This is a genomic window from Nocardia sp. AB354, from assembly GCF_049538315.1.
Classification (GTDB): Bacteria; Actinomycetota; Actinomycetes; order Mycobacteriales; family Mycobacteriaceae; genus Nocardia; species Nocardia nova.
This window is the reverse complement of the sequence record NZ_JBMVFU010000001.1, coordinates 1-26441: the sequence shown is the minus strand read 5'-3', so window position 1 is coordinate 26441 and position 26441 is coordinate 1. Positions and strand designations below refer to the sequence as shown.

At 67.4% G+C, this 26441-nt stretch carries 25 protein-coding genes and 1 tRNA gene; 23 read left to right on the top strand and 3 right to left on the bottom strand.

Annotated features, from left to right (window positions below; all coding sequences use genetic code 11):
- Positions 1 to 4: 4 nt before the first annotated feature.
- From ACPCUW_RS00130 to ACPCUW_RS00120, 3 genes are all read right to left on the bottom strand, one after another.
- Entirely contained in the window at positions 5 to 409 is a 405-nt protein-coding gene (locus tag ACPCUW_RS00130; RefSeq protein ID WP_423423319.1) for an SgcJ/EcaC family oxidoreductase, read from the bottom strand.
- Between the two features lie 261 nt (positions 410 to 670).
- Positions 671 to 743, bottom strand: a tRNA-Arg gene (locus ACPCUW_RS00125).
- 121 nt (positions 744 to 864) lie between these two features.
- The gene (locus ACPCUW_RS00120) at positions 865 to 1164 is read right to left on the bottom strand and encodes a hypothetical protein (protein WP_423423318.1); all 300 of its coding nucleotides are present in this window, start codon (positions 1162 to 1164) and stop codon (positions 865 to 867) included.
- A 135-nt stretch (positions 1165 to 1299) separates the two neighbouring features.
- Between ACPCUW_RS00120 and argS the strand changes: the two genes are divergently transcribed.
- The 23 genes from argS to murA all read left to right on the top strand — a co-directional run bounded on the left by argS (position 1300) and on the right by murA (position 26186).
- Complete coding sequence (gene argS, locus ACPCUW_RS00115; RefSeq protein ID WP_063015843.1) at positions 1300 to 2958, top strand: arginine--tRNA ligase; 1659 nt, start codon at positions 1300 to 1302, stop codon at positions 2956 to 2958.
- A 40-nt stretch (positions 2959 to 2998) separates the two neighbouring features.
- Complete coding sequence (gene lysA, locus ACPCUW_RS00110) at positions 2999 to 4429, top strand: diaminopimelate decarboxylase (RefSeq protein ID WP_063015842.1); 1431 nt, start codon at positions 2999 to 3001, stop codon at positions 4427 to 4429.
- A complete protein-coding gene (locus ACPCUW_RS00105) occupies positions 4426 to 5826 on the top strand; it encodes a homoserine dehydrogenase (protein WP_423423317.1) in 1401 nt (466 codons plus the stop codon). Before lysA ends, ACPCUW_RS00105 begins: the two co-directional genes overlap by 4 nt.
- The gene (gene thrC, locus ACPCUW_RS00100) at positions 5823 to 6920 is read left to right on the top strand and encodes a threonine synthase (RefSeq protein ID WP_063015840.1); all 1098 of its coding nucleotides are present in this window, start codon (positions 5823 to 5825) and stop codon (positions 6918 to 6920) included. Before ACPCUW_RS00105 ends, thrC begins: the two co-directional genes overlap by 4 nt.
- Before the next feature lie 97 nt (positions 6921 to 7017).
- Positions 7018 to 7977, top strand: a complete 960-nt coding sequence (gene thrB, locus ACPCUW_RS00095; RefSeq protein WP_423423316.1) for a homoserine kinase — start codon at positions 7018 to 7020, stop codon at positions 7975 to 7977.
- 432 nt (positions 7978 to 8409) lie between these two features.
- The gene (rho, locus tag ACPCUW_RS00090) at positions 8410 to 10413 is read left to right on the top strand and encodes a transcription termination factor Rho (protein WP_423423315.1); all 2004 of its coding nucleotides are present in this window, start codon (positions 8410 to 8412) and stop codon (positions 10411 to 10413) included.
- 873 nt (positions 10414 to 11286) lie between these two features.
- Positions 11287 to 11523, top strand: coding sequence for a 50S ribosomal protein L31 (rpmE, locus tag ACPCUW_RS00085; protein ID WP_030518286.1), 237 nt, complete (start codon positions 11287 to 11289; stop codon positions 11521 to 11523).
- 90 nt (positions 11524 to 11613) lie between these two features.
- Positions 11614 to 12696: a peptide chain release factor 1 gene (gene prfA, locus ACPCUW_RS00080; protein WP_064910675.1), complete on the top strand. Its 1083-nt coding sequence runs from the start codon at positions 11614 to 11616 to the stop codon at positions 12694 to 12696.
- Positions 12696 to 13595, top strand: a complete 900-nt coding sequence (gene prmC, locus ACPCUW_RS00075; RefSeq protein ID WP_423423314.1) for a peptide chain release factor N(5)-glutamine methyltransferase — start codon at positions 12696 to 12698, stop codon at positions 13593 to 13595. Before prfA ends, prmC begins: the two co-directional genes overlap by 1 nt.
- 71 nt (positions 13596 to 13666) lie before the next feature.
- On the top strand, positions 13667 to 14332 hold the full coding sequence (locus ACPCUW_RS00070; protein ID WP_036498542.1) for an L-threonylcarbamoyladenylate synthase: 666 nt from the start codon (positions 13667 to 13669) through the stop codon (positions 14330 to 14332).
- Positions 14333 to 14343: 11 nt separating this feature from the next.
- Positions 14344 to 15495 (top strand): MraY family glycosyltransferase, encoded by a 1152-nt coding sequence (locus ACPCUW_RS00065; protein ID WP_030518282.1) that lies wholly within the window; start codon positions 14344 to 14346, stop codon positions 15493 to 15495.
- Between the two features lie 97 nt (positions 15496 to 15592).
- Positions 15593 to 15970, top strand: coding sequence for a hypothetical protein (locus ACPCUW_RS00060; RefSeq protein WP_321190243.1), 378 nt, complete (start codon positions 15593 to 15595; stop codon positions 15968 to 15970).
- A 370-nt stretch (positions 15971 to 16340) separates the two neighbouring features.
- Positions 16341 to 17066 carry a F0F1 ATP synthase subunit A gene (atpB, locus tag ACPCUW_RS00055; RefSeq protein ID WP_030518280.1) on the top strand — a complete coding sequence of 242 codons (726 nt, stop codon included), beginning with the start codon at positions 16341 to 16343 and terminating at the stop codon, positions 17064 to 17066.
- A 70-nt stretch (positions 17067 to 17136) separates the two neighbouring features.
- Entirely contained in the window at positions 17137 to 17385 is a 249-nt protein-coding gene (locus ACPCUW_RS00050) for an ATP synthase F0 subunit C (protein WP_025347580.1), read from the top strand.
- Between the two features lie 5 nt (positions 17386 to 17390).
- Positions 17391 to 17945: a F0F1 ATP synthase subunit B gene (locus tag ACPCUW_RS00045; protein WP_039776814.1), complete on the top strand. Its 555-nt coding sequence runs from the start codon at positions 17391 to 17393 to the stop codon at positions 17943 to 17945.
- A gap of 89 nt (positions 17946 to 18034) precedes the next feature.
- The gene (locus tag ACPCUW_RS00040) at positions 18035 to 18844 is read left to right on the top strand and encodes a F0F1 ATP synthase subunit delta (protein WP_030518278.1); all 810 of its coding nucleotides are present in this window, start codon (positions 18035 to 18037) and stop codon (positions 18842 to 18844) included.
- 61 nt (positions 18845 to 18905) lie between these two features.
- Positions 18906 to 20543, top strand: a complete 1638-nt coding sequence (gene atpA, locus ACPCUW_RS00035; RefSeq protein ID WP_063015837.1) for a F0F1 ATP synthase subunit alpha — start codon at positions 18906 to 18908, stop codon at positions 20541 to 20543.
- 54 nt (positions 20544 to 20597) lie between these two features.
- A complete protein-coding gene (locus ACPCUW_RS00030; RefSeq protein ID WP_063015836.1) occupies positions 20598 to 21566 on the top strand; it encodes a F0F1 ATP synthase subunit gamma in 969 nt (322 codons plus the stop codon).
- 26 nt (positions 21567 to 21592) lie between these two features.
- Positions 21593 to 23041, top strand: a complete 1449-nt coding sequence (gene atpD / locus ACPCUW_RS00025) for a F0F1 ATP synthase subunit beta (protein ID WP_039776817.1) — start codon at positions 21593 to 21595, stop codon at positions 23039 to 23041.
- A gap of 6 nt (positions 23042 to 23047) precedes the next feature.
- Positions 23048 to 23422 (top strand): F0F1 ATP synthase subunit epsilon, encoded by a 375-nt coding sequence (locus ACPCUW_RS00020; protein ID WP_030518274.1) that lies wholly within the window; start codon positions 23048 to 23050, stop codon positions 23420 to 23422.
- A 435-nt stretch (positions 23423 to 23857) separates the two neighbouring features.
- A complete protein-coding gene (locus ACPCUW_RS00015; RefSeq protein ID WP_030518273.1) occupies positions 23858 to 24280 on the top strand; it encodes a DUF2550 domain-containing protein in 423 nt (140 codons plus the stop codon).
- A gap of 24 nt (positions 24281 to 24304) precedes the next feature.
- Positions 24305 to 24913 (top strand): cob(I)yrinic acid a,c-diamide adenosyltransferase, encoded by a 609-nt coding sequence (locus ACPCUW_RS00010; protein WP_063015835.1) that lies wholly within the window; start codon positions 24305 to 24307, stop codon positions 24911 to 24913.
- A gap of 10 nt (positions 24914 to 24923) precedes the next feature.
- Positions 24924 to 26186 carry a UDP-N-acetylglucosamine 1-carboxyvinyltransferase gene (gene murA, locus ACPCUW_RS00005; RefSeq protein ID WP_030518271.1) on the top strand — a complete coding sequence of 421 codons (1263 nt, stop codon included), beginning with the start codon at positions 24924 to 24926 and terminating at the stop codon, positions 26184 to 26186.
- The last annotated feature ends 255 nt before the right edge of the window (positions 26187 to 26441 follow it).

Here is a 26441-nt window from a genome sequence, read left to right as displayed (position 1 = left end):
GCCGCTAGCGCGTCGCGGCGGGGCTGTTGTGGTACGCGGCAACCGTCCACTTGCCGTCGCGCCGGTGCAGGATCCAGGTCGCGTTGACGTACCGGTCGGCGGGGACGTCGGTTTCCCCGGCGAACAGAATCGCGGCCCTGCTGACCACCACGGCGTGGTCCGCGCCGAGGAATCGGATATCTCCGATGTCGTCGATGACGGTCGAGTTCGCGAGAACGGTCGCGAAACTGTCCGCCATACCCTGCCGGATCTCCGCCCGGCTGCGCCGATAGGTCCCCGGCATGATCGCCGTGGCGTCCTCGGCGTAGTCCGCGACGAAAGCGTCGGCGTCCCCGGCCGTCCAGGCCTTGTACTGATCGGCCAAGATCTGCGCGATGGCGGCCGAGTCGTCGGTTCGAGTCGTGGTCATGGCATGTCCTTCGTTCGTCGGCGTGGCCCTCGTTCGGGCCGTACACCCCTCCGACGCGCGAGCTTCCCCGGAATCGACAACCCGAACGGGACTGTGTGCCTACTGGCCCGACCGGACCGTCCTAAATGGGGTGTGGGAGCCGCCCCGGCAACGCGAGCTACTGAATTCTCCAGCGGTCCGGACCACAACTGCTCGCGCAGAAGGTGTGGACGAAAAAAAAGCCCCTGACCAGTGGATCGCTGGTCAGGGGTCTGTTTTCTGTGCCCTCGGCAGGATTCGAACCTGCGGCCTTCTGCTCCGGAGGCAGACGCTCTATCCCCTGAGCTACGAGGGCGGGGATTGGACCCGGGTCGACACCAGTGGATACGTCGTCCGATCGGGCGGGGAAAGCGTATCGCATCACACGGCGTGCGCCAAAAGACAGGTCCGAGCAGGGATTCAGCGGCGGCGCGGCACTAACGCGTCGGCATCGGCGCACCCGGCATGCCGGGAATGGCAGGGATGCCGGCGGGGAGTTCGTCCATCTGACCGGTGGGCGGGACGGCCTTCTCCTTGTCGGCGTGGTGGCGCGATTTGGGGACGAAATAGACGACCAGGGCGACGACCAGGGCGGCGATCACCACGACCGCGCCGACCAGCGCCCAGGGAACACGCCGGTGCTTCGGCGGGTTGGAATTACCGTTGTACGCCCCGCCGGGGGCGGATTTCGCGGCGGCACGAATCGCCTTGGCTGATTTCGCGCTGGTGTTCGGCATCGGCGTAGCGCTCTCTTCGGGTATGTCGGAGGAGTACGGGCGTGGCGGGCCGGGGCCGCCGGTGCCGGATGCCGGGTGCGCCGAGCAGGTGCCCGCTGGCGGCGCACACCCCCTCGGACCATAGGATAGAGACTCGTGACTCCAGCTGACCTTGCAGAACTCCTTCGTGCGACCGCGGCGAAGGTGCTCGTCGAACGTGGATCCGACCCTGCGGTCCTGCCCGACGAGGTCAAGGTGGAGCGTCCCCGTAATCCGGAACACGGAGACTATGCCACGAATGTGGCCATGCAGGTGGGCAAGAAGGCCGGAATGAATCCGCGCGAACTGGCCGGTCTGCTGGCCGACGCGCTGGCCGCCACCGACGGCATCGAATCGGCCGATGTGGCCGGTCCGGGCTTCCTCAATATCCGTCTCGCCGCGGCCGCCCAGGGCGCCATCGTGGAGCAGATCCGCGCCGCGGGCGCCGCCTACGGCACCGCGCAGACGCTCGCCGGCACCAAGATCAACCTGGAGTTCGTCTCCGCCAATCCGACCGGCCCGGTCCATCTGGGCGGCACCCGCTGGGCCTCGGTCGGCGATGCGCTGGGCCGCATCCTGGCCGCTCAGGGCGCCGACGTGACCCGCGAGTACTACTTCAACGACCACGGCGCGCAGATCGACCGCTTCGCCGAATCGCTGGTCGCCGCCGCCACCGGCGCGCCCACCCCGGAGAACGGCTACGCCGGTGCCTACATCTCCGATATCGCCGGCCAGATCACCGCCGCGCATCCGGATGCGGTGACGCTGCCGGAGGACGAGCGGCACGAACTGTTCCGCCGCGAGGGTGTCGAGCTGATGTTCGCCCACATCAAGCAGACGCTGCACGATTTCGGCACCGATTTCGACGTGTACTTCAACGAGAGCTCGCTGTTCGCCTCCGGTGCCGTCGAGAAGGCACTCGACCAGCTCAAGGCCTCGGGCAACCTGTACGAGAAGGACGGCGCCTGGTGGATCGCCAGCACCGAATACGGTGACGACAAGGACCGCGTCGTCATCAAGAGCGACGGCAAATCCGCCTATATCGGCGGCGACATCGCCTACTTCCAGAACAAGCGCTCGCGCGGGTTCGATCTCTGCATCTACATGCTCGGCGCCGACCATCACGGCTACATCGGCCGGTTGAAGGCGGCGGCGGCCGCGTTCGGCGACGATCCGGACACCGTCGAGGTGCTGATCGGCCAGATGGTGAATCTGCTGCGCGACGGTGTGGCGGTGCGGATGAGCAAGCGCGCCGGCACGGTCGTCACTCTCGACGATCTGGTCGAGGCGATCGGCGTCGACGCCGCCCGCTACGTGCTGGTGCGCAGTTCGGTCAACTCGAGTATCGATATCGACCTGGATCTGTGGACCAAGCAGAGCAGTGAGAATCCGGTCTACTACGTGCAGTACGCGCACGCCCGCACCTGTGCGGTCGCCCGCAACGCCACGGACTTCGGATTCGCCGGTGTCACACCGGATCTCGGTCTGCTGTCCGCCGACGAGGAGGGTGAGCTGATCCGCACCCTCGGCGAGTTCCCGGCCGTGGTGGCGAGCGCGGCGAGCCTGCGCGAACCGCACCGCGTGGCCCGCTATCTGGAGGAACTGGCCGGCGCCTACCACCGCTTCCAGACCAACAAGACGCTGCGGATCCTGCCGCAGAACGACGACCCGGTCCTGCCGGTCAACGCCGCCCGCCTGCAACTGGTCGACGCCACCCGTCAGGTGCTGTCCAACGGTCTGGCGCTGCTGGGCGTATCCGCCCCGGAGCGCATGTGAACCGCCGTCGGTCAGGTCATCGTGTGAGGAAGGAATTATTGTGAGTGCGCATCCGGCGGGACCTCGGCACGCCGAGATCCCCCACGCCCCCAACCTGCCGGAGCGGCCCGCCGACCCCCGCGCGATGATCGACCTGCCCGAAAAGGTCTGGCCCCGCAACGCCTCTCGCGACGCCGACGGCGTGGTGCGCCTGGCCGGTATGCCCGTCACGCAGCTCGCCGCCGAATTCGGCACACCGCTGTTCGTGGTCGACGAGGACGACTTCCGTTCCCGCTGCCGCGACATGGTCCGCGCCTTCGGGCCCGGCGCGCGAGTCCACTACGCGTCCAAGGCATTTCTGTGCGGCGAGATCGCGCGCTGGGTGCGTGACGAGGGCCTGCACCTGGACGTGTGTTCCGGCGGTGAACTGGCGGTGGCGCTGCACGGCGGCTTCCCCGCCGAGCGAATCGCCTTGCACGGCAACAACAAATCGGTCGCCGAGCTGGAGCAGGCCGTCGCGGCGGGCGTCGGTCACGTCGTGGTCGACTCGCTGATCGAAATCGAGCGCCTGGAGTCGGTCGCCGCCCGCGCGGGCGTGGTGCAGGACGTGTTGGTCCGCGTCACCGTCGGCGTGGAAGCGCATACGCACGAATACATTTCGACCGCGCACGAGGATCAGAAGTTCGGCTTCTCGATCGCCGGCGGCGATGCGATGGAGGCGTTGGCCCGGGTCTTCGAGGCGGACAATCTGCGCCTCGTCGGCCTGCACAGCCACATCGGATCGCAGATCTTCGACATCGACGGCTTCGAGATCTCGGCGCGGCGCATGTTGCGACTGCTGCGCGATGCGATCGAGAAGTTCGGCGTCGAGCGCACCGAACAGATCGCGATCCTGGATCTCGGTGGCGGCCTGGGCATTTCGTATCTGCCGAGCGACGATCCGCCGCCGCTGGACGACTTCGCCGCGAAGGTGCGCGACATCGTCGAGGTGGAGGCGGCGCAGATCGGCCTGCCCACCCCGACCATCGCGGTGGAGCCCGGCCGCGCGATCGCCGGCCCCGGCACCGTCACCCTCTACGAGGTCGGTACCACCAAGGACGTCTCGCTCGACGCGGGCGCGCAGCGCCGCTACGTCAGCGTCGACGGCGGGATGAGCGACAACATCCGCCCCGCGCTGTATCAGGCCGACTACGACTGCCGGCTGGTCTCGCGCTCCAGCGAGTCCGCCCCCGTGGTGGCGCGTGTGGTCGGAAAGCATTGTGAGAGTGGCGATATCGTCATCCGGGACACCTGGATGCCCGCCGACGTCGGACCGGGAGACCTGGTTGCGGTCGCGGCCACGGGAGCGTACTGCTATTCGATGGCGAGCCGCTACAACATGCTCACCCGCCCGGCCGTTGTCGCGGTCCGCGACGGGCAGGCGCGGCTGCTGCTGCGCCGCGAGACGGTGGCGGATCTGATGAGCCTGGAAGCGACGGAGGTGCACTCATGACCGAGGCGACGAACCAGGCCCGAGGCGGTGCGTTCGGAATCGAACATCCCATCGGGGTCGCGGTGCTCGGCATGGGCAATGTCGGCACCGAGGTGGTGCGCATCCTGCGCGAGCACGCCGACGACCTGCGCTCGCGGGTCGGTGCCCCGGTGGTGCTGCGGGGCGTCGCGGTGCGGCGCCTCGACGTCGACCGCGGCATTCCGGCCGAGCTGCTGACCACCGACGCCGAAGCGCTGGTCGCCCGCGACGACGTCGACCTGGTGGTCGAGGTGATGGGCGGTATCGATCCGGCTCGCAAGCTGATCCTGTCCGCGCTCAACGGCGGCAAGTCGGTGGTGACCGCGAACAAGGCGCTGCTGGCCGACTACACCGGTGAGCTGGCCGCGGCGGCCGAGGGCAGCCGCGCCGACCTGTACTTCGAGGCCGCGGTCGCCGGCGCCATCCCGGTGGTGCGCCCGCTGATCCAGTCGATGTCCGGCGACCGGGTGAACCGGGTGGTCGGAATCGTCAACGGCACAACGAATTTCATTCTCTCGGCGATGGACGAGACCGGCGCAGACTACACCGATACGCTCGCCGAGGCGACTCGGCTCGGCTACGCCGAAGCCGATCCCACCGCCGATGTCGAGGGGTACGACGCCGCCGCCAAGGCCGCGATCCTGGCCTCGCTGGCCTTCCACACCCGCGTGACCGCGGCCGATGTGTACCGCGAGGGCATCTCGAAGATCACCGCCGAGGATATGGAAACCGCGGCGGCGGTCGGCTGCACCGTGAAGCTGCTGGCCATCTGCGAGCGGATGCCCGGCGGCGAGCGGCTGTCGATGGACGGCTCGACGGTGGCCGCGCCGGGGGAAGCGGGCAGCACGCCCGCCGGTAAGGACCGGGTGTCGGTGCGCGTCTACCCGGCGCTGATCCCGCGGCGGCATCCGCTGTCGTCGGTGAACGGCGCCTTCAACGCGGTGGTGGTCGAGGCCGAGAACGCCGGCCGGCTGATGTTCTACGGCCAGGGCGCCGGCGGCGCGCCGACCGCCTCGGCCGTCATGGGCGATCTGGTGATGGCGGCCCGCAACAAGTTCTACGGTGGCCGCGCACCGGGTGAATCGGTTTATGCTGAGCTGCCGATCGCGCCGATCGGCGACATCCCGACCCGCTATCACGTGAACCTGCAGGTTGCCGACCGCACCGGGGTTCTGCAGGCGGTGTCCGGCAAATTCGCCGAGCACGGTGTCAGCATCTCGACGGTCCGCCAGGAGGGACACGACGAGGGCGCCCGACTGGTCGTGGTCACCCACCACGCACCGGAGTCGGCGCTGGCCGATACGGTGGCAGCACTTGCCGAGCTGGAATCCGTCACGTCCGTGACCAGCGTCTTGAGATTGGAAGGCACCGAGGAATGAGTCAGACAGGAGCGCCGCCGTCGGCCGGGGCCGTGCACACTCCGTGGCCGGGGCTGATCGCCGCCTATCGGGAACGCCTGGCGGTCGGCGCCGATTGGGAGCCGGTCACCCTCTACGAGGGCGGCACGCCGCTGGTGCCCGCGCATCACCTGTCCGAGCTCACGGGCTGTGAGGTGTATCTCAAGGTCGAGGGCCTCAACCCGACCGGTTCCTTCAAGGACCGCGGCATGACTATGGCGATGACCGATGCGAAGGCCCGCGGCCAGAAGGCGGTGCTGTGCGCCTCCACGGGTAACACCTCCGCGTCGGCGGCGGCCTACGCCACCCGGGCCGGCATGCACTGCGCGGTGCTGATCCCGCAGGGCAAGATCGCGATGGGCAAGCTCGCGCAGGCGGTCATGCTCGGCGCCAAGATCATTCAGGTCGAGGGCAATTTCGACGACTGCCTCGAGCTGGCCCGCAAGGTCACCTCGGACTTTCCCGAGGTCGGTCTCGTGAACTCGGTCAACCCGGCGCGCATCGAGGGGCAGAAGACCGCGGCCTTCGAGATCTGCGACGCACTGGGCAAGGCTCCCGATGTGCACGCCCTGCCGGTCGGCAACGCGGGCAACATCACCGCGTATTGGAAGGGCTACAGCGAATATCACGCCGACGGCCTCACCGCGAGCCGTCCGCGCATGCTCGGTGTGCAGGCCGCCGGGGCCGCGCCGCTGGTCAACGGCGCGCCGGTGAAGGACCCCGAAACCATCGCGACCGCGATCCGGATCGGCGCGCCCGCGTCCTGGAACAGCGCGGTGGCCGCCAAGGAGCAGTCCGGCGGCGCCTTCCGGGCCGCCACCGACGAGGAGATCCTCGCCGCGTACCGCCTGGTCGCGAGCACCGAGGGCGTCTTCGTGGAACCCGCCTCGGCCGCGAGCGTGGCCGGTCTGCTGGCCGCGCGCAAGGAGGGCTGGCTCGATTCCGGGCTCACCGTCGTGTGCACCGTCACCGGCAACGGTCTCAAGGATCCCGACACCGCGCTGCTGGGTATGCCCGCGGTCGAGGCGATCGCGGTCGATCCGGTAGCGGTGGCTCGCGAGCTCGAGTTGGCCTGAGTTGAGTGCGCGCGAAGGTCAGCTCAGTGAGCGGGCGCGGCGAGTCGACCCCGCAGCGCCTTCGTCGGACGGCGCCGAGCGACAGCACGGTGCCGCGGTGACGCGAACCCTGCCCCCCGGAATCACCGTCACGGCCCGGGTGCCCGCCTCCAGCGCCAATCTCGGCCCCGGATTCGATTCGCTCGGTATCGCTTTGGGGCTGTACGACGAAATCGTGGTACGTACCACCGATTCCGGGCTTACCATCCGAGTGGAGGGTGAGGGCGCCGACGACGTTCCTTGGGGCCCTTCGCATCTGGTGGTGCGCGCGATCGAACGCGGTCTGGAAGCCGCGGGCGTGTGGGCCGACGGGCTGGACGTGGTGTGCCGCAACGTCATTCCGCATTCGCGCGGGCTGGGATCCTCGGCCTCGGCGGCGGTCGGCGGACTCGCCGCCGCGCGCGGACTGGCCGCGAAATTCGACCCGGCGCTGACGGGTTCGGATGCCGAATTGGTGCAGCTGGCTTCGGAATTCGAGGGACATCCCGACAACGCGGCCGCCAGCGTGCTCGGCGGCATCGTGGTGTCGTGGACCGAATCCGACCGGGCCGGCGAACTCGACGCGAGCAGCTCGGTCGAGCGCTACCAGCGCGTCTACCGTGCGGTGCGGCTGGATCCGCACCCGCGACTGCGCGCGACGGTGCTGATCCCGCAGGAGCGGTCCTCGACCGCGCACACCCGCGGCCTGCTGCCGGAGATGGTCCCGCACGGCGACGCCGCGTTCAACGTCAGCCGCGCCGCACTGTCGGTGGTCGCCCTGACCGAGCGTCCCGACCTGCTCCTGCCCGCGACCCAGGACCGTCTGCACCAGGGTTATCGCGCCGCCGCGCTGCCGCTGACCACCGCCTGGATCACCCGGCTGCGCACCGCCGGACTCGCCGCGATGGTGTCGGGCGCCGGTCCGACCATCCTGGCGCTGGGCACCGGAGAATTTCCGGACGACCTGCGCAAACTCGCCGAGGCCGACGGTCTGCGCGTCGTCGAACCCGACATTTCCGCGGGTGTACGCGTGGATTGATGGCGTGGCTGCCTTGCTGACGTGGTCATACAGAGCTATCCTGAGCACGTCCGTACATCGTGCGCGTCAGACGCCGGTGCTTCATCAGGGCAATCGCTCCAGCAGGCTCCTTGCTCAAGCTCGGTGGCTCGGGGGCTCGAATCACTCGGGACTTCGACCTCGACGTCGGGGACAGCGACTGGAATGATCACTCCCACTCAATGAACCGGTGGCCGTGACCAGGTGGTGATTCCATCGGTCCGGCGGGGCAGGCGATACGGCATCCGAGCTCGGCACAGTGATCGGGCTTCGGGACGAACCCTCGAATATGCACACGGCAATCGAGGGAAGGAAAGGATCTCCGTGACAGATACGGACCTGCTCGCGACACCCGGGGTGGACACTGCAAATCCCTCGGACGGCCGCGAAAGTGACTCCGGACAGATTTCGAAGATGAGCGAACACACCGACGTCGCACGATCGGGGCTGACTGGAATGTTGTTGCCGCAGTTGCGTGCGCTTGCCGGAGAGCTCGGTATCCGAGGCACATCCGGAATGCGTAAGGGCGATCTCATCGCCGCCATCAAGGAAAATCAGGCTTCCGCCGGCGCCGGCAAGTCCGCGCGTGGTGGCCGGGGTGATGCGAAATCCGCCGAAGCGGACTCGGGCGTCGAGCCCGTCGCGAAGTCCGCGTCGAATGCCGGCGCTGCGACCGAATCCGGCGCGGCGGCGAAGACGGACTCCCCCCAGACCTCCGAGAACGCCGCCGAGTCCACCGGCAAGGGCCGCGCCAAGAACGATGCGCCGAAGGGCACCCGCAACGGTGCCGCGCGCGGTCAGCAGCAGACTCTCGACGGTGTGGGCGCCGAGAACGCGTCCGCCAAGGCGGAAACCGCGGAATCGGCTGCGCGCCCGGCCGATTCGGGTGACGAGTCCGGCCGTGACGGCGGCCAGCGTGGCCGCGGCCGCCAGCGTCGTGGCCGCGACCAGCGTGGCGAGGGCGGCGACAACCGTGGCGACAACCGCGGTGGTGAGGCTCGCGCCGAAACCAAGACCGAACCGAAGGCCGAGGGCGGCGACGCCAAGGCGGATCAGGAGTCGGGCGATCGTCGCCGCGACCGCAACCAGTCCGGCGGTCAGAACCAGGCCGGCCAGAACGGCGCCGCCCGCGGTGGCGACCGTGGCGGAGACCGTGGTGGCGACGACGAGGAAGGTGGGCGCGGGCGCCGCGGCCGCCGGTTCCGGGAGCGCCGTCGTGGCGGGCGTGACCGCGAGGGCGGCGAGGGCCGCGAGGTCGAGATCCGCGAGGACGACGTCCTGCAGCCGGTCGCCGGCATCCTCGACGTGCTGGACAACTACGCGTTCGTCCGCACCTCCGGCTACCTGGCCGGCCCGAACGACGTCTACGTGTCGATGAACCTGGTGCGTAAGAACGGCCTGCGCCGCGGCGACGCGATCACCGGTGCGGTGCGTGCTCCGCGCGAGGGCGAACAGGGCAACCAGCGGCAGAAGTTCGATCCGCTGGTGCGGCTGGACACGGTCAACGGCTCGGATGTCGAATCCGCCCGCCGCCGGCCGGAATTCAACAAGCTCACCCCGTTGTACCCCAACCAGCGGCTGCGGCTCGAGACCACGCCGAACAAGCTGACGACCCGCGTGATCGACCTGATCATGCCGATCGGTAAGGGTCAGCGTGCGCTGATCGTGTCGCCGCCCAAGGCGGGTAAGACCACGATCCTGCAGGACATCGCGAACGCGATCGCCACCAACAACCCCGAGTGCTACCTGATGGTGGTGCTGGTGGACGAGCGTCCCGAAGAGGTCACCGATATGCAGCGCTCGGTGCGCGGCGAGGTCATCGCCTCCACGTTCGACCGTCCGCCGAGCGACCACACCTCGGTCGCCGAACTCGCCATCGAGCGGGCCAAGCGCCTGGTCGAGATGGGGCAGGACGTCGTCGTGCTGCTCGACTCGATCACCCGGCTGGGTCGTGCGTACAACAACTCCTCGCCGGCCTCCGGTCGCATCCTGTCCGGTGGTGTGGACTCGACCGCGCTGTACCCGCCCAAGCGGTTCCTCGGCGCGGCTCGCAACATCGAGAACGGCGGCTCGCTGACCATCATCGCCACCGCCATGGTGGAGACCGGTTCCACCGGTGACACGGTGATCTTCGAGGAGTTCAAGGGCACCGGTAACGCCGAGCTCAAGCTCGATCGCAAGATCGCCGAGCGCCGCGTGTTCCCGGCCGTCGACATCAACCCGTCCAGCACCCGCCACGACGAGCTGCTGATGTCGCCCGACGAGATGGCGGTCATCCACAAGCTGCGCCGGGTGCTCTCGGGCCTCGATTCGCAGCAGGCGATCGACCTGCTCATCGACCGTTTGAAGAAGTCGAAGAGCAACGTCGAATTCCTGATGACGGTCTCGAAGACCGCGCCGGGCGCCTTGGACGAATAGGAGAGCAGTACATCTCTCCGTGCCCGGTGCGCACCCGCAGGTGCCGCTCGGCTCGCGATAATGCGGCCCCGCTTCGGCGGGGCCGCATTGCTGTCTGCGGTAACCGTCCACGTCGATGATCGCGTCGCCGGTCGGCGTGTGGCGGGGTCGGCGCATAGAACAGCAGGCCGATCACCGCGGCGCCGGTGATCAGGCAGATCAGAATCAGGGCGGTGACGCCGGTGATGGACCCGGTGGAGACCGAGGTCGCGGCGAATTCGTAGGGCCGATCCGGTCCGGCGGGCGTCGCGACGGTCGCGCGGGGCGGGGTGCCGGAGGCGGTCAGCCACCCGGTGACGACGAGTACGCCCAGCGTGGCCAATACGGTCGCCGCGCCGATCTCCTTCGCATGTCCGTGGCCCGGCACCGGGCGGATGGTGCGATCTCCCAGGCGGCGGTCTCCGGGGCGGGGCTCGCCGACGGCGGGGGCGCGCGATCTCCTACTCGCCCCCCGCGCGGTGTGGAAATTCACTGCTGTCCCTCGGATCGTCGGCTCGATTGCCATGGGTCTTCTTCCTGCAACGAATCTACGAACAAAGGTGTTCATATTCCCGAGTAGCCGACTACTCGTTTTCAGGGTGGCTCGAGAACCGCGAGTTCGCGTGCCGTCAGTTCCTTGGGGTGTGCGGCCTTCCGGGGCGCGCCGATGCCGGAACAAATCCGGTGCGGGGTGCGTTGTGAGTGCGTATCGGCGGTTCTGGCATACTGGACCGTCGGTGCGTCTGCGATCGGCAGACCATCCCGCCTAGTCGGTTCCGGTTCACGTCCAGCACGGCAGCACGGCAGATACAGCCGTGGGCCGGGGCGACCCGGGGCCAGATCGAGAGGACACCCATGAAGGCAGGAATCCACCCGGCATACGTGCCGACCACCGTTGTCTGCGGTTGCGGCAACACCTTCCAGACTCACAGCACCAAGGAGTCGGGCCACATCACCGTCGAGGTCTGCTCGCAGTGCCACCCGTTCTACACGGGCAAGCAGAAGATCCTCGACACCGGCGGTCGCGTCGCCCGCTTCGAGGCCCGCTACGGCAAGCGCGCCAAGAAGGCCGAGGGTTCGGAAGCCAAGTAGCTGCCCCGCCAACGCCCGTCCTGCATTCGCAGGCCGGGCGTTGGTGCGTTTATAGGTGACCGAAAGCTCCCAGCAGGAGGCATAACCGCCATGGCCGACAAGATCACGGCCCCATCCGCCATCGACGACATTCTCGCCGAGCACGCCGGCCTGGAAACCCAGCTGTCGGATCCGGCGCTGCACAACAATCCCGGTGAGGCCCGTCGCGTCGGTAAGCGGTTCGCCGAATTGGCGCCGATCATGTCGACCTACACCAAGCTCACCGCGGCCCGCGACGATCTGGCCGCGGCCCGGGAGCTGGCAGCCGACGACTCGTCCTTCGCCGCCGAGGTGCCCGGCCTCGAACAGCAGGTCGAGGAACTGGAGAAGACGCTCACCGATCTGCTCGCCCCGCGCGATCCGCACGATGCCGACGATGTCGTGCTCGAGGTGAAGTCGGGGGAGGGCGGCGAGGAGTCGGCCCTGTTCGCCTCCGATCTGGCTCGCATGTACATCCGCTACGCCGAACGCCACGGCTGGAAGGTCGAAGTACTCGACGCCAACGTGTCCGACCTGGGCGGATACAAGGAGGCGACGCTGTCGATCAAGAGCCGCGAGCCCAGTCGCGACGGCGTCTGGTCCCGGCTGAAGTTCGAGGGCGGGGTCCATCGCGTGCAGCGCGTGCCGGTCACCGAATCACAGGGGCGCATCCACACCTCGGCGGCCGGCGTGCTGATCTACCCCGAACCCGACGAGGTCGAACAGGTCCAGATCGACGAATCCGATCTGCGCATCGACGTCTACCGCTCCTCCGGTAAGGGCGGCCAGGGCGTCAACACCACCGACTCCGCGGTCCGCATCACGCACCTGCCCACCGGGATCGTCGTGACCTGCCAGAACGAGCGTTCGCAGCTGCAGAACAAGATCCGCGCGATGCAGGTCCTCTCGGCGCGGTTGCAGAGCCTGGCCGAGGAGCAGGCCGAGGCCGACGCGGCCGCGGGCCGCGCGTCACAGATCCGCACGGTCGACCGCTCCGAGCGCATCCGCACCTACAACTTCCCCGAGAACCGCATCACCGACCACCGCATCGGCTTCAAGGCTCACAATCTGGATTCGGTGCTGGACGGCGAACTGGACGCGCTGCTGGACGCTCTGGGCGAAGCCGATCGCACCGCCCGGCTCGCGGCGGAATGATGCCGGACCCGGGTGAGGCGGGCAAGCACCGGCTGCCGCTGCGACCCGCGATCCTCGACGCGGCTCGCACGCTCGCGGCGGCCGGGGTGCACAGCCCGCAGATCGACGCGGAATTCCTGGCCGCTTTCGTCCTCGAGGTCGAGCGTTCGCGCCTGGCGCTGATTCCGATGGTCACACCGGAACAGCTCGAACGGTTCCACAAACTGGTGGCTCGCCGGGCCGAGCGGGTGCCGCTGCAGCATCTGACCGGCGCCGCCTCCATGGGCGAGGTGGATCTGGCGGTGGGCCCCGGCGTCTTCATTCCGCGACCGGAGACCGAGCTGATCTTCGCGTGGGCGCTGGCCCAGCTCGAGGCCGCCGGTCACGAGCACCCCCCGATCGTCGTCGACCTGTGCACCGGATCGGGCGCGCTGGCCCTGGCGATCGCCAACGCCCGTCCCGACGCCGAGGTGCACGCGGTCGAAATCGACGCCACCGCAAGGCAGTGGGCGCAGCGCAACGCCGATCGGCAAGCAGCGCAGGGAGATACGCCGATCGTTCTGCATGCCGGCGATGTCACCGACGCGCACGTGCTGGCCGAGCTGAACGGCCGCGTCGACGTCGTGGTCGCCAACCCGCCCTACATCCCCACCGGCGCGCGGCTGGATCCCGAAGTGGCCGAACACGATCCGCATCTCGCGCTGTTCGGCGGCCCGGACGGACTCGAGGTGATCGCCCCCATGGTCGCCACCATCGCGCGGCTGCTGCGGCCCGAGGGCGTGACCGCCGTCGAACACGACGACTCGCACGGTGCCCAGGTCGCGGAGTTGTTCGCCGGGCACGGCGGATTCTCCGACATCGTCGAACATCCGGATCTGGCCGGCCGGCCGCGCTTCGTCGCCGCCCGTCGCACCCGCTGACGCACGGATTGCCGAGAATTTGCGCGAAGCCGGGCAACGTGCCGTGAGACACATTCAATAGACTCACCGCCGTGAGTACCGTCTACGACTGCTCCGATCCCGATTCTCGTGCCGCCGGATTGACCGCCGCGCGGACCACCTTGAAATCCGGACGGCTGGCCGTCATCCCTACCGATACGGTCTACGGAATCGCCGCGGACGCGTTCGATTCCACGGCTGTGGCCGGTCTGCTGGCGGCCAAGCGGCGCGGGCGCGACATGCCCGTGCCGGTGCTGGTGGGCTCGTGGAACACCATCGACGGACTCGTCTTCTCCGTGCAGCCGCAGGCACGGGATCTGATCCGTGCCTTCTGGCCGGGCGGGCTGAGCCTGGTCGTGCAGCAGGCGCCCTCGCTGGCCTGGGATCTCGGCGACGCCCGGGGCACGGTGATGTTGCGCATGCCGCTGCACCCGATCGCGCTGGAACTGCTGCGCGAGGTCGGCCCGATGGCCGTATCGAGCGCGAACGTCTCCGGGCAGCCGCCCGCCACGACGGTCACCGAGGCGCGACACCAGCTCGGGAACCAGGTCGGCGTCTACCTCGACGGCGGCCCGGCCGAACACGGCGTGCCCTCCACGATCGTGGACCTGACCGGCGACCGCCCGCGGGTGCTGCGGGCCGGCGCGGTGACCGTCGCGCAGGTGGCCGAGGTGCTGGGCATGGCGCCGGACGAACTCTCGCCCGAGACCACCCGCTGACGGCCCGGTAGATGGTTTTCAGTCAGGGTGCGGTCGTCCCGCTGCGCGAGCTGCTTCTGGTGCTGCTCGTGTCCGCGGTGGTGACGATGTTGTCCACCGGCGGAATTCGGGTGCTGGCCATCGGTTTCGGCGCCATCGCGGTGCCACGCGATCGTGATGTGCATCTCGAGCCGATTCCCCGCATGGGCGGGGTCGGCATCTATCTGGGCGTACTGGCCGCGGTGCTGTTCGCCCACCAGCTGCCGGCGCTGCGCCGCGGTTTCGACTACCCGCGCGACATTCCGGCCGTGCTGGTCGCGGGCACGCTGATCGTCCTGGTCGGCATCGTCGACGACCGCTGGGGCCTGGACGCGCTGACGAAGTTCGTGGGCCAGATCTCGGCCGCCGGGGCGATGGCCGTGATGGGCCTGAGCTGGGTGGCCATCTACAACCCGTTCAGCAACACCACGGTCGTGCTCGACCAGCTGCAGGGGTGGGTGGTCACGGTAGCCATCACCGTCACCATGATCAACGCGATGAACTTCGTGGACGGCCTCGACGGTCTCGCGGCCGGGCTGGGGCTGATCGCCGCGGCGGCGGTCTTCGTGTTCACCGTGGGTTTGCTCTACCAGCAGGGCGGTGCCACCGACGGCTATCCGCCGGCCCTGCTGGCCGCGGCGCTGGCGGGCGGATGTCTGGGATTTCTGCCACACAATTTCCACCCGGCGCGAATATTCATGGGCGATTCCGGATCGATGTTGATCGGTTTGATGCTCGCCGCCGTGTCGACCGGCGCGTCCGGCCGAATTCCGCTCACCGGATACGGGCCGCGCGACATCGTGGGTCTGCTGTCACCGCTGTTGCTGGTGGGAGCGGTGATGTTCATTCCGGTATTGGATCTGGTGCTGGCAATCGTGCGTCGCGTGCGCGCGGGTGTGAGTTTCTCCACTCCCGACAAAATGCATTTGCATCACCGTTTGTTGCAGATCGGCCATTCGCACCGACGCGTGGTGTTGTTGATCTATCTGTGGGTCGGCGTGCTCGCATTCGCGGCCGTCGGAACCTCTTTGATGGACCGTCGCGTGGTGGTTCTGCTGTTCGCGGCGGGTTTGGTTTTCGCCTTGGTTGTGACGGCCGTCCCATCGCTGCGCGAAGTGGTCGGGCTCCGCGGTCGCCGCAAGTAAGGAACGGGTAAAGTGGCTCGACGTGAGCACGGCACCCGAATTGCACCCCGACGCGCCACTACGAGCAGCGCTGCGTTACGGCATCGCCGGATTGTGCGTGCTGGTGGTGGTTTCGGTCGTCGCCGGCTCGGTCGTCGCGGGCTGGGCCGGTTTCTGGGGCGCGCTCATCGGATCCGCGATCGGTGGTTTCTTCATTCTCACCACGGCCGCGCTCGTGCTGTTCAGTGCGAAATTGGATTCCGGCATTCAGGGCATGGTGATGCTGGCGAGCTGGATCGGCAAAATACTGGTCGTGATGATCGTGGTCGCGATCTTGCACCAGTTCGATTTCTACAGCCCCGGCACCCTCTTCCTGACCGTCGTGGGCGCGTTGCTGATTGTTCTCGGAGCCGAGACGTACGGGCTTCTGCGCCAACGTGTTCCGGTGATCGACCCGCCCGCGGGCTCCGCCGACCAAGATCGTTCGAACGTGTGAACAAGACCCCCTACACGTTGTCGTAGATACCTTGGTAAACTCTTTACCGTAAGCATCCGAACCAACGGGGCCGACCGCATCGTCGCCGGTGCGAGAGGTTATGCTTGCTGCCGTGCCGGTCCTTCGGTGAGAAGATCCGGCCCTGCACCGTCGACGATGTCGCCGACGTACAGACGCCACGGCGGGACTTCCCGCGCAGCTGCTGACGAACTTCGAGCCGACCTGAGTCGACCCACCTGATCGTCAATGTCCGATCGAACCGCGAGATGGAACATGTCTCGCGGCCCGAACACGGGAGAGAACGCTGAGCGTCACCACTTTGGCGGGCGAGTTCCACGCGCCTTCGCTGCAAGACTTCTTCCCTCCGGCTGTGCTGTTCGAGGGGACGCCTTTCGAGCTCGACCGTTTGATGCTCATTCGCATCATCATGGCGGCAGTCCTGGTCGCGGTCATGTTGCTCGCATTCCGGAGCCCGCGCTTGGTGCCGCGTGGCCTGCAGAACGCCGCGGAAATCGGTCTGCTGTTCGTTCGGGAGCAGATCTGCGAAGAGGTGCTCGGCAAGGAAAGTGGCCGCCGGTATTTCCCGTTGATCGCCACGATCTTCTTCACGGTGCTGTTCCTGAACTTCTCCAGCGTCATCCCGTTCTTGAACATCTCCTCGAACGCACGCGTCGGTATGCCGTTGGTGCTGGCGGTCATCGCCTATATCGCCTTCAACTACGTGGGTATCCGCAAGTACGGCTTCTGGAAATACATGCGCTCGTCCATCGTCGTGCCGAATGTTCCGGTCGCGCTGCACGTGCTGCTGATTCCGATCGAGTTCATCTCGACCTTCATCCTGCGTCCGTTCACGCTGACCGTCCGACTCATGGCCAACATGCTGTCCGGTCACATCATGCTGGTGCTGTTCTTCAGCGCCACCCAGTTCTTCCTCTTCGACGCCGCTTCGTGGATGAAGATCTTCTCGCCGTTCTCCTTGCTCGCGGGATTCGGATTCACCCTGTTCGAACTCCTGGTGATCTTCCTGCAGGCCTACGTGTTCGCGCTCCTGACGGCCGTCTACATCGGCCTCGCGCAGCACGCCGACTCGCACTGACCGCACGACCGCACAAGAACTGCCCCACCGGCCGCCGGGCGGGTGGGCAACAGAAAGGGAAAGAAATCTCATGAGCCTCTCCTACGTGGCCGCCGAACTCGCCCAGACCTCGGATCGGGTCAAGGGCTACGGCGCTATCGGTTACGGTCTGGCCGCGATCGGCCCGGGTGTCGGCGTCGGCATCGTCGTCGGTAAGGCGATCGAGGGCATCGCCCGTCAGCCCGAGCTGCAGGGCACCATCCGGACCAACATGTTCCTGGGTATCGCGTTCACCGAGGCCCTCGCGCTGATCGGCCTCGTCGCCGGCTTCATCTTCTGATTCCGATGAACAGCATGTACTTGCTCGCCGAGAATGCAGAGGACAAGAACCCTCTGATTCCGGAGCCATACGACATCGTCTGGTCGGTGGTGTGCGTTGTCGTCATCGGGATCCTGTTCTACAAGTACGTGGTTCCTCGATTGACGAAGGTGCTCGACGAGCGCTCGGAGAAGATCGAAGGCGGCATGGCCAAGGCCGAGGCCGCACAGGCCGAGGCGCAGGAAACCCTGCAGCAGTACCAGCAGCAGCTGGCCGAGGCTCGGCTCGAGGCCGCGCGCATCCGCGAGGAAGCGCGTACCCAGGGCCAGCAGATTCTCGCGCAGCTGCGCTCGGAGGCTCAGGCCGAAGCCGATCGCATCGTCTCCGCCGGTCACGCGCAGCTCGACGCGCAGCGTCAGCAGATCGTGACCGAGCTCCGGTCCGAGCTCGGCCGCACCGCGGTCGACCTGGCCGAGAAGATCATCGGGCAGTCCGTGGCGGACGAAGCCAAGCAGGCGGCGTCCATCGATCGGTTCCTCACCGAGCTGGATCAGAAGGCCGGCATCGGGGTCGGAAGGTAACCTGCGCCTGAGAGGTCTTGTCGGTGACGCAAGTCACCGGCGCCCGACCACTCCGGGCCCCGGAATTCAACACAGTGAAAGTGGGAAGCATGTACGCAGCGAGCCGCGAGGCGAGTTCCCGTGCGAGGGAAGCTCTTTCGGCCGCACTCACCGGGAGTGACTCCGTCGCCGCCACGACGGGCTCCGAACTGTTCGCCGTAGTCGCCGTGCTCGACGACCAGCGTTCGCTGCGTGTGGCGCTCGCGGATAAGTCGGTGTCGAGTTCGGTGCGTGCCGAACTGGCCGAACGCGTTTTCGGCGGCAAGATCAGCGCGGCCACCCAGGCCGTGCTGACCACTGCCGTCGCCCAGGACTGGTCTCGGACCCGAGATCTGGTCGACACCCTGGTGCTGCTCGGGCAGGAGGCGCTGTTGCGCGCCGCGGCCGACCGCGGACGTATCGACGCCGTCGAGGACGAGTTGTTCCGGCTGGGCCGCACCGTCGAGGACAACCCGGATCTGGAGCAGGCACTCACCGATCGCGGTAAGCCGGCGGCCGCCAAGCGCGACCTGCTGGCGCGGCTGCTCGCCGGGAAGGTCGAAGACGTCACCATGCAGCTGGCCGAGCAGGCGGTCGGCCGGTCGCGCGGTGATGTCGGCGTCGCCTTCGACCAGCTGTCCGATCTGGCGGCGTCGCTGCGCAAGCAGATCGTCGCGCACGTTCGTTCGGCGACGGCCCTGACGCAGCAGCAGCGGGAGCATCTCGCCGCATCGCTGCAGCGAATCTACGACAAGCCGGTCACCATCCACGTGCAGGTCGATCCGGCACTGCTGGCCGGTGTCGTCGTGCGCATCGGCGACGACGTCATCGACGGCAGCGCCGTCGGCCGACTGCAGCGCCTGCGCCAGGCCCTGGCCTAGCCGAGCCCCCGAGCCCGGCACCCACCCGACATTCCAGACCACAGCGAGAGCAGGAAGAACCATGGCGGAGCTGACGATCTCCCCCGATGAGATCCGTAGCGCGATCGAAAGCTACACCCAGAGCTACACCCCCGAAACCTCCATCGAGGAAATCGGCACGGTCACCGACACCAGTGACGGCATCGCGCACGTCAGCGGCCTGCCGTCGGCGATGACCAACGAGATCCTCGAATTCCCCGGCGGTGTGCTGGGTGTCGCGTTGAACCTCGACCCCGACGAGATCGGTGCGGTCATCCTCGGTGAGTTCGACGGCATCGAAGAGGGCCAGCAGGTCCGCCGCACCGGTGACGTGCTCTCGGTGCCGGTCGGCGACAAGTTCCTGGGCCGCGTCATCAACCCCCTCGGCCAGCCGATCGACGGCCTGGGCGAGATCGAGGCCGACGAGCGCCGCGTGCTGGAGCTGCAGGCCGCGACCGTGCTGGAGCGCCAGCCGGTCGAGGAGCCGATGGCCACCGGCATCACCGCCATCGACGCGCTGACCGCCATCGGCCGCGGCCAGCGTCAGCTGGTCATCGGCGACCGCAAGACCGGCAAGACCGCGGTCTGCATCGACGCCATCCTGAACCAGAAGGCCAACTGGGAGTCCGGCGATCCGAAGAAGCAGATGCGCTGCATCTACGTCGCGATCGGCCAGAAGGGCTCCACCATCGCCGGCGTGAAGTCCGCGCTCGAGGCGCACGGTGCGATGGAGTACACCACCATCGTCGCGGCCCCGGCCTCCGACTCCGCCGGTTTCAAGTGGCTCGCGCCCTACACCGGTTCCGCGCTCGGCCAGCACTGGATGTACCAGGGCAAGCACGTCCTGATCGTGTTCGATGACCTGTCCAAGCAGGCCGAGGCCTACCGCGCCATCTCGCTGCTGCTGCGTCGCCCGCCGGGCCGTGAGGCGTACCCCGGTGACGTCTTCTACCTGCACTCCCGTCTGCTGGAGCGTTGCGCGAAGCTGTCCGACGCGATGGGCGCCGGTTCGATGACTGGTCTGCCGATCATCGAGACGAAGGCCAACGACATCTCGGCGTTCATCCCGACCAACGTCATCTCCATCACCGACGGCCAGGTCTTCCTCGAGTCCGACCTGTTCAACAAGGGTGTGCGTCCGGCCATCAACGTCGGTACCTCCGTCTCCCGTGTCGGTGGCGCCGCGCAGACCAAGGGCATGAAGAAGGTCGCCGGTTCGCTGCGTCTGGAGCTGGCCTCCTACCGCGAGCTGGAGGCGTTCTCCGCCTTCGCCTCCGACCTGGACGCCGCCTCGCTGGCCCAGCTCGAGCGTGGTGCCCGCTGGGTCGAGCTGCTCAAGCAGGACCAGTACTCGCCGGTCGCCGTCGAGGACCAGATCGTCTCGATCTACCTGGTCGACGCCGGCTACTACGACTCGGTGCCGGTCGGCGACGTCCGCCGCTTCAACTCCGAACTGCTGGAGACGCTGCACCGCGCCGCGCCGCAGGCCTTCGAGTCGATCGCTGGTGGCAAGGTCCTCGAGGGCGAGGCCGCCGACGCGATCAAGACCGAGACCGAGCGGTTCAAGCAGGGCTTCCTGGCCTCCGACGGCAGCCGCGTCGTCAACGAGGCCGAGGCCGGCGAGCTGGACCACGAAGAGGTCGAGTCGCTGTCGGTCACCCGTAAGCACGTCGAGAAGTAAGCCGGGTCCGACGATGCCTACGAATTCGATACGCGAAGGGAGTGTGAACCGCTGATGGCGAACTTGCGTGAATTGCGCTCCCGTATTCGTGGCGTGAGCTCGATCAAGAAGATCACCAAGGCCCAGGAACTGATCGCGACCTCGCGAATCAGCAAGGCCCAGGCCCGGGTGGCCGCCGCGAAGCCGTATGCGGAAGAGATCACGAAGGTGCTCGGCGAATTGGCCAGTGCGTCCTCGAATCTCAACCACCCGCTGCTCACCGAGCGGGCCACTCCGCGCCGCGCCGCCATCCTGGTGATCACCAGTGACAGCGGTATGTGCGGTGGCTACAACTCCAACGTGCTCAAGCGCACCGAGGAGCTCATCACGACGCTGCGCTCCGAGGGCAAGGAGCCGGTGCTGTACGTGATGGGCAACAAGGGCCTGACGTACTACACGTTCCGCAACCGGCCGCTGGCCGGTTCGTGGACCGGGTTCTCGCAGCAGCCGCACTACACCGATGCCTCGGCCGCATGCCATCACCTGGTGGATGTGTTCATGGCGGGTTCCGAGACCGAGGTGGAGGCTCCGGGCGGCGGGACCATGGAGGGCGTGGACGAGATCCACATCGTCTACACCCGCTTCGTCTCGATGCTGTCGCAGGTGCCCGAGGTTCGCCGGCTCGCTCCGATCCAGGTGAGCTTCATCGACGAGAACTTCGAACTCGGCGAGGACATGCTCACCGACTCGCCGGACGCGAAGATCACCTCGCTCTACGAGTTCGAACCGGATGCGGACAAGCTGCTCGGCGCCCTGCTGCCGAAGTACATCAACACCCGCATCTACTCGTCGTTGCTCGAGGCCGCGGCCTCGGAGTCGGCCGCGCGCCGCACCGCAATGAAGGCTGCCACCGACAACGCCACCGAGCTGGTCAATACGCTGACCCGCCAGGCGAACTCGATCCGGCAGGCGAACATCACGCAGGAAATCAGTGAAATCGTCGGCGGCGCGAACGCGCTGGCTGCGTCCTCGGATCGCGACTAAGCCCTAGCCCCCATGGAAGAGAACAAATGACCGCAGCTGTCACGCAAGAAAACGCAAGCCGGGCGGGCGCTGGCACAGGCCGCGTCGTCCGGGTCAACGGCCCCGTTGTGGACGTCGAGTTTCCGCGCGGCGCCATCCCAGATCTGTTCAACGCGCTGCACGCCGACGTCACCCTGCCGTCGGTGGCCAAGACGCTGACCCTCGAGGTCGCGCAGCATCTGGGCGACAACATCGTCCGCACCATTTCGATGCAGCCGACCGACGGCCTGGTCCGCGGCGTCCCGGTATCCGACACCGGCAAGCCGATCTCGGTTCCGGTCGGCGACGTCACCAAGGGCCACGTGTTCAACGCCCTCGGCGACTGCCTCGACACCCCCGGCCTGGGCCGCGACGGCGAGCAGTGGGGCATCCACCGCCAGCCGCCGGCCTTCGACCAGCTCGAGGGTAAGACCGAGATCCTGGAGACGGGCATCAAGGTCATCGACCTGCTGACCCCGTACGTGAAGGGCGGCAAGATCGGTCTGTTCGGTGGTGCCGGTGTCGGCAAGACCGTTCTGATCCAGGAGATGATCACCCGTATCGCGCGTGAGTTCTCCGGTACGTCGGTGTTCGCCGGCGTCGGTGAGCGCACCCGTGAGGGCACCGACCTCCACCTGGAAATGGAAGAGATGGGCGTCCTTCAGGACACCGCCCTCGTCTTCGGCCAGATGGACGAGCCGCCGGGCACCCGTATGCGCGTCGCGCTGTCCGCGCTGACCATGGCGGAGTACTTCCGCGATGTGCAGGGCCAGGACGTGCTGCTGTTCATCGACAACATCTTCCGTTTCACCCAGGCCGGTTCCGAGGTCTCGACCCTGCTGGGTCGTATGCCTTCGGCCGTCGGTTACCAGCCGACCCTGGCGGACGAGATGGGTCAGCTGCAGGAGCGCATCACCTCGACCCGTGGTCGTTCGATCACCTCGATGCAGGCGATCTACGTCCCCGCCGACGACTACACCGACCCGGCGCCGGCGACCACCTTCGCCCACCTGGACGCGACCACCGAGCTCTCCCGCCCAATTTCGCAGAAGGGTATCTACCCCGCCGTCGACCCGCTGACCTCGACCTCGCGAATCCTCGAGGCCTCGATCGTCGGCGAGCGGCACTTCGCGGTGGCCAACGAGGTCAAGCGAATCCTGCAGAAGTACAAGGAACTGCAGGACATCATCGCGATTCTGGGTATGGACGAGCTCTCCGAAGAGGACAAGGTCCTGGTCGGCCGGGCGCGTCGTCTGGAGAAGTTCCTCGGTCAGAACTTCATCGTGGCCGAGAAGTTCACCGGTCAGCCGGGTTCGGTCGTGCCGCTGGAGCAGACCATCGACGACTTCGAGCGGGTCTGCAAGGGCGAATTCGACCACCTGCCGGAGCAGGCGTTCAACTCCTGCGGTGGCCTGGACGACGTCGAGGCGGCCGCGAAGAAGATCGCCGGGAAGTAGTCCACCATGGCGGATATGTCAGTTGATCTGGTCGCCATCGAGCGGCGGCTGTGGTCGGGGACGGCGAGTTTCGTCAGCGCCCAGACCACGGAAGGTCAGATCGGTATTCTGCACGGCCACGAGCCCGTACTCGGCCAGCTGGTCGAAGGCGGGATCGTGACCATCGACAGCACCGAGGGCGAGCGGATCGTCGCGGCCGTGCACGGCGGTTTCTTCTCGTGCACCGGTGAGGCGGTCCGGATTCTCGCCGAATCGGCGGAATTCGCGGGCGATATCGATCTCGACGCCGCCCGCGCGGTCCTGGCCGATCCGAATGCCTCGGAGCAGGAACAGAACGCGGCGACCGCGCGAATTCGCGCGGTGGAAGCGATGAGCGCCTGACGCGAACGCCTCAGGGCGACAACGGAATAGCGCAACCGTGTGGCGGTCCGGATCTCCGGGCCGCCACCCGGCGTTTCTGCCGGAATCGCTGGTGATGAATCGGCCGCACCCTCGCCGGGGTGACCGTCCGGTGGTGCGCCCTCCACCCTGTCCTGAGCGCGACCCGATGCCGGCGGGCAAACGAGACCCATCGTGAACCCGCGCACAGCCAACCCTGACGGGCTTCGAATGCCCTTGCGCGAGTGTGCCTCTGATCACCTTCCTCCGGATCGGCGAATCGGCCGATATCCTCGTTTGTGGAACGGATGTACCGGCTGTGTGCCGCGGCGCCCTGGTTTGTAGACTCGCTGCGGGAGCGGCCTTGTTCGGGGATGGCACGGCGCTGGCGACGGCACAGGGGCGAAGCGAAGGGACGGACCTGGATTGCGGACCGGGATGGTGCTTCTGATCATTCTGGTGCTGCTGCTGGTCGGCGTAGCGCTGGTGTCGCTGTATCGCCTGATCATGTTGCGTCGAGGTGGAACCGCGGCGATTCTGCGCGTCCTTCCGGCGCAGGGTGGTCAAGGGTGGCGGCACGGCCTGATTCGCTACGGCGAATCCCGGCTCGTCTTCTACAAGCTCACCAGCCTGAAGGTGGGACCGGATTCGACCATCCGGCGGCTGGGCATCGAAGTGGTCGATCGGCGTTCTCCGGTGGGCGACGAGTACGACATCATGACCGACGACATCGTTGTGATCGCGGTCTCCGACGGTGACGGCAGCTATGAACTCGCCCTGGATCGGCCGGCGCTGACGGCATTCCTGTCCTGGGTCGAATCGCGGCCCTCCGAACGCATCCGGCGCCGACCGGGACGTTGACCCAGAAGTAGGTGGTCACCAGCAATGAGTGTGCATCTGACCAAGATCTATACCCGGACCGGAGACGACGGCACCACCGGTTTGAGCGACTTCTCCCGGGTTCCGAAGACCGATCCGCGGCTGGTGGCCTACGCCGACTGCGACGAGACCAACGCCGCACTCGGTGTGGCTCTCGCCCTCGGCCGGCCGGAATCGCGCATCGCCGAGGTGCTGCGCCAGGTGCAGAACGATCTGTTCGACGCCGGCGCCGATCTGTCCACCCCGGTCGTGCCGGATCCGAAATATCCGCCGCTGCGGATCACCCAGTCCTATATCGACCGGCTGGAACGCTGGTGTGACGAGTTCAATGCCGAACTTGCTCCGCTGAATTCGTTCATCCTGCCCGGCGGCACGCCGTTGGCCGCGCTGCTGCACACGGCCCGCACCGTGGCGCGCCGGGCCGAACGCGCGGCGTGGGCGGCGGTAGACGCACATCCGGACGACATCAGCGTGTTGCCCGCGAAATACCTCAATCGGCTGTCCGATCTGCTGTTCATCCTCGGCCGGGTGGCCAACCCGGACGGTGACGTGCTGTGGCGGCCCGGGGGATCGGAGACCGGCGGACCGGCCGCGACCGACCAGCCCTCCCGTTAGGCTGGCCCCCGTGAGTGAACGGTTTCTGGTGACCGGGGGCAGTCGGCTGGTCGGCGAGGTCGCAGTGGGTGGCGCGAAGAACAGCGTCCTCAAGCTGATGGCCGCCGCCCTATTGGCCGAAGGCACGACGACGATCACCAACTGCCCGGACATCCTCGACGTACCGCTGATGGCGGAGGTTCTGCGCGGTTTGGGCTGCGATGTCACCGTCGACGGATCGGTGGTCGCCATCACCACTCCGGCCGAGCCGAAGTATCACGCCGACTTCCCGGCGGTGACGCAGTTCCGCGCCTCGGTCTGCGTGCTGGGGCCGCTGATGGCGCGGTGCAAGCGCGCGGTCGTCGCGCTGCCCGGCGGTGATGCGATCGGGTCCCGTCCACTCGACATGCATCAGGCCGGTCTGCGACTGCTCGGCGCGACCAGCGAAATCGAGCACGGCTGCCTGGTCGCGCGCGCCGACGAGCTGCAGGGTGCGCGCATCCGGCTGGATTTCCCGTCGGTCGGCGCGACCGAGAACATCCTCATGGCCGCGGTCCTCGCGGAGGGGGAGACGGTGATCGACAACGCCGCGCGCGAACCCGAGATCGTCGACCTGTGCACCATGCTCACCCGGATGGGCGCCCGCATCGACGGCGCAGGCACCTCGGTGCTCACCATCTCCGGCGTGCGCAAACTCGCGCCCACCACCCATCAGGTGATCGGTGACCGGATCGTGGCCGCGACCTGGGGAATCGCCGCCGCGATGACGAGAGGCGACGTGCGCGTCACCGGCCTGAACCCCAAGCACCTCTCGCTGGTGCTGGACAAATTGCGTTCGGCGGGTGCGCGAATCACGTTCGAACCCAACGGTTTCCGGGTGGAACAACCGGAGCGGCCGCGCGCGGTGAACTTCTCCACCCTGCCGTTCCCGGGCTTTCCCACCGATCTGCAGCCGATGGCGATCGGCCTGGCGACCATCGCCGACGGGACGTCCATGATCACCGAGAACATCTTCGAGGCGCGCTTCCGTTTCGTCGAGGAGATGATCCGCCTGGGCGCCGACGCCCGCACCGACGGCCATCACGCGGTGGTCCGGGGCATCCCGCGGCTGTCCAGTGCGCCGGTGTGGTCGTCGGATATCCGCGCCGGCGCGGGTCTGGTGCTCGCGGGTCTGGTCGCCGACGGCGTCACCGAGGTGCACGACGTGTTCCATATCGACCGCGGCTACCCGCACTTCGTGGAGAACCTGCGCTCGCTGGGCGCCGAGGTGGAACGGGTCGGCACGCCGGCGTAGTCGGGCGTACATCCGAAAGACCTTCCTGACCAGGCGATTTGACATAGAATCAACCGCCACGTAACTTATTCCAGGTCAGAGCGACACGGACACCAACCCCGGGCCGAAAGGCAAGGGGACAACGAGGTAGTACGGGGAGCGCCTGACGATCACACTGGTTCGACCGAGACCCCGATTTGGTTCGGGTCCGATGGTTGAGCTAAGCTGGAAAAGTTGCCTCGCCGATCGAACAGATGAAAATCTGGGAGATGGTGA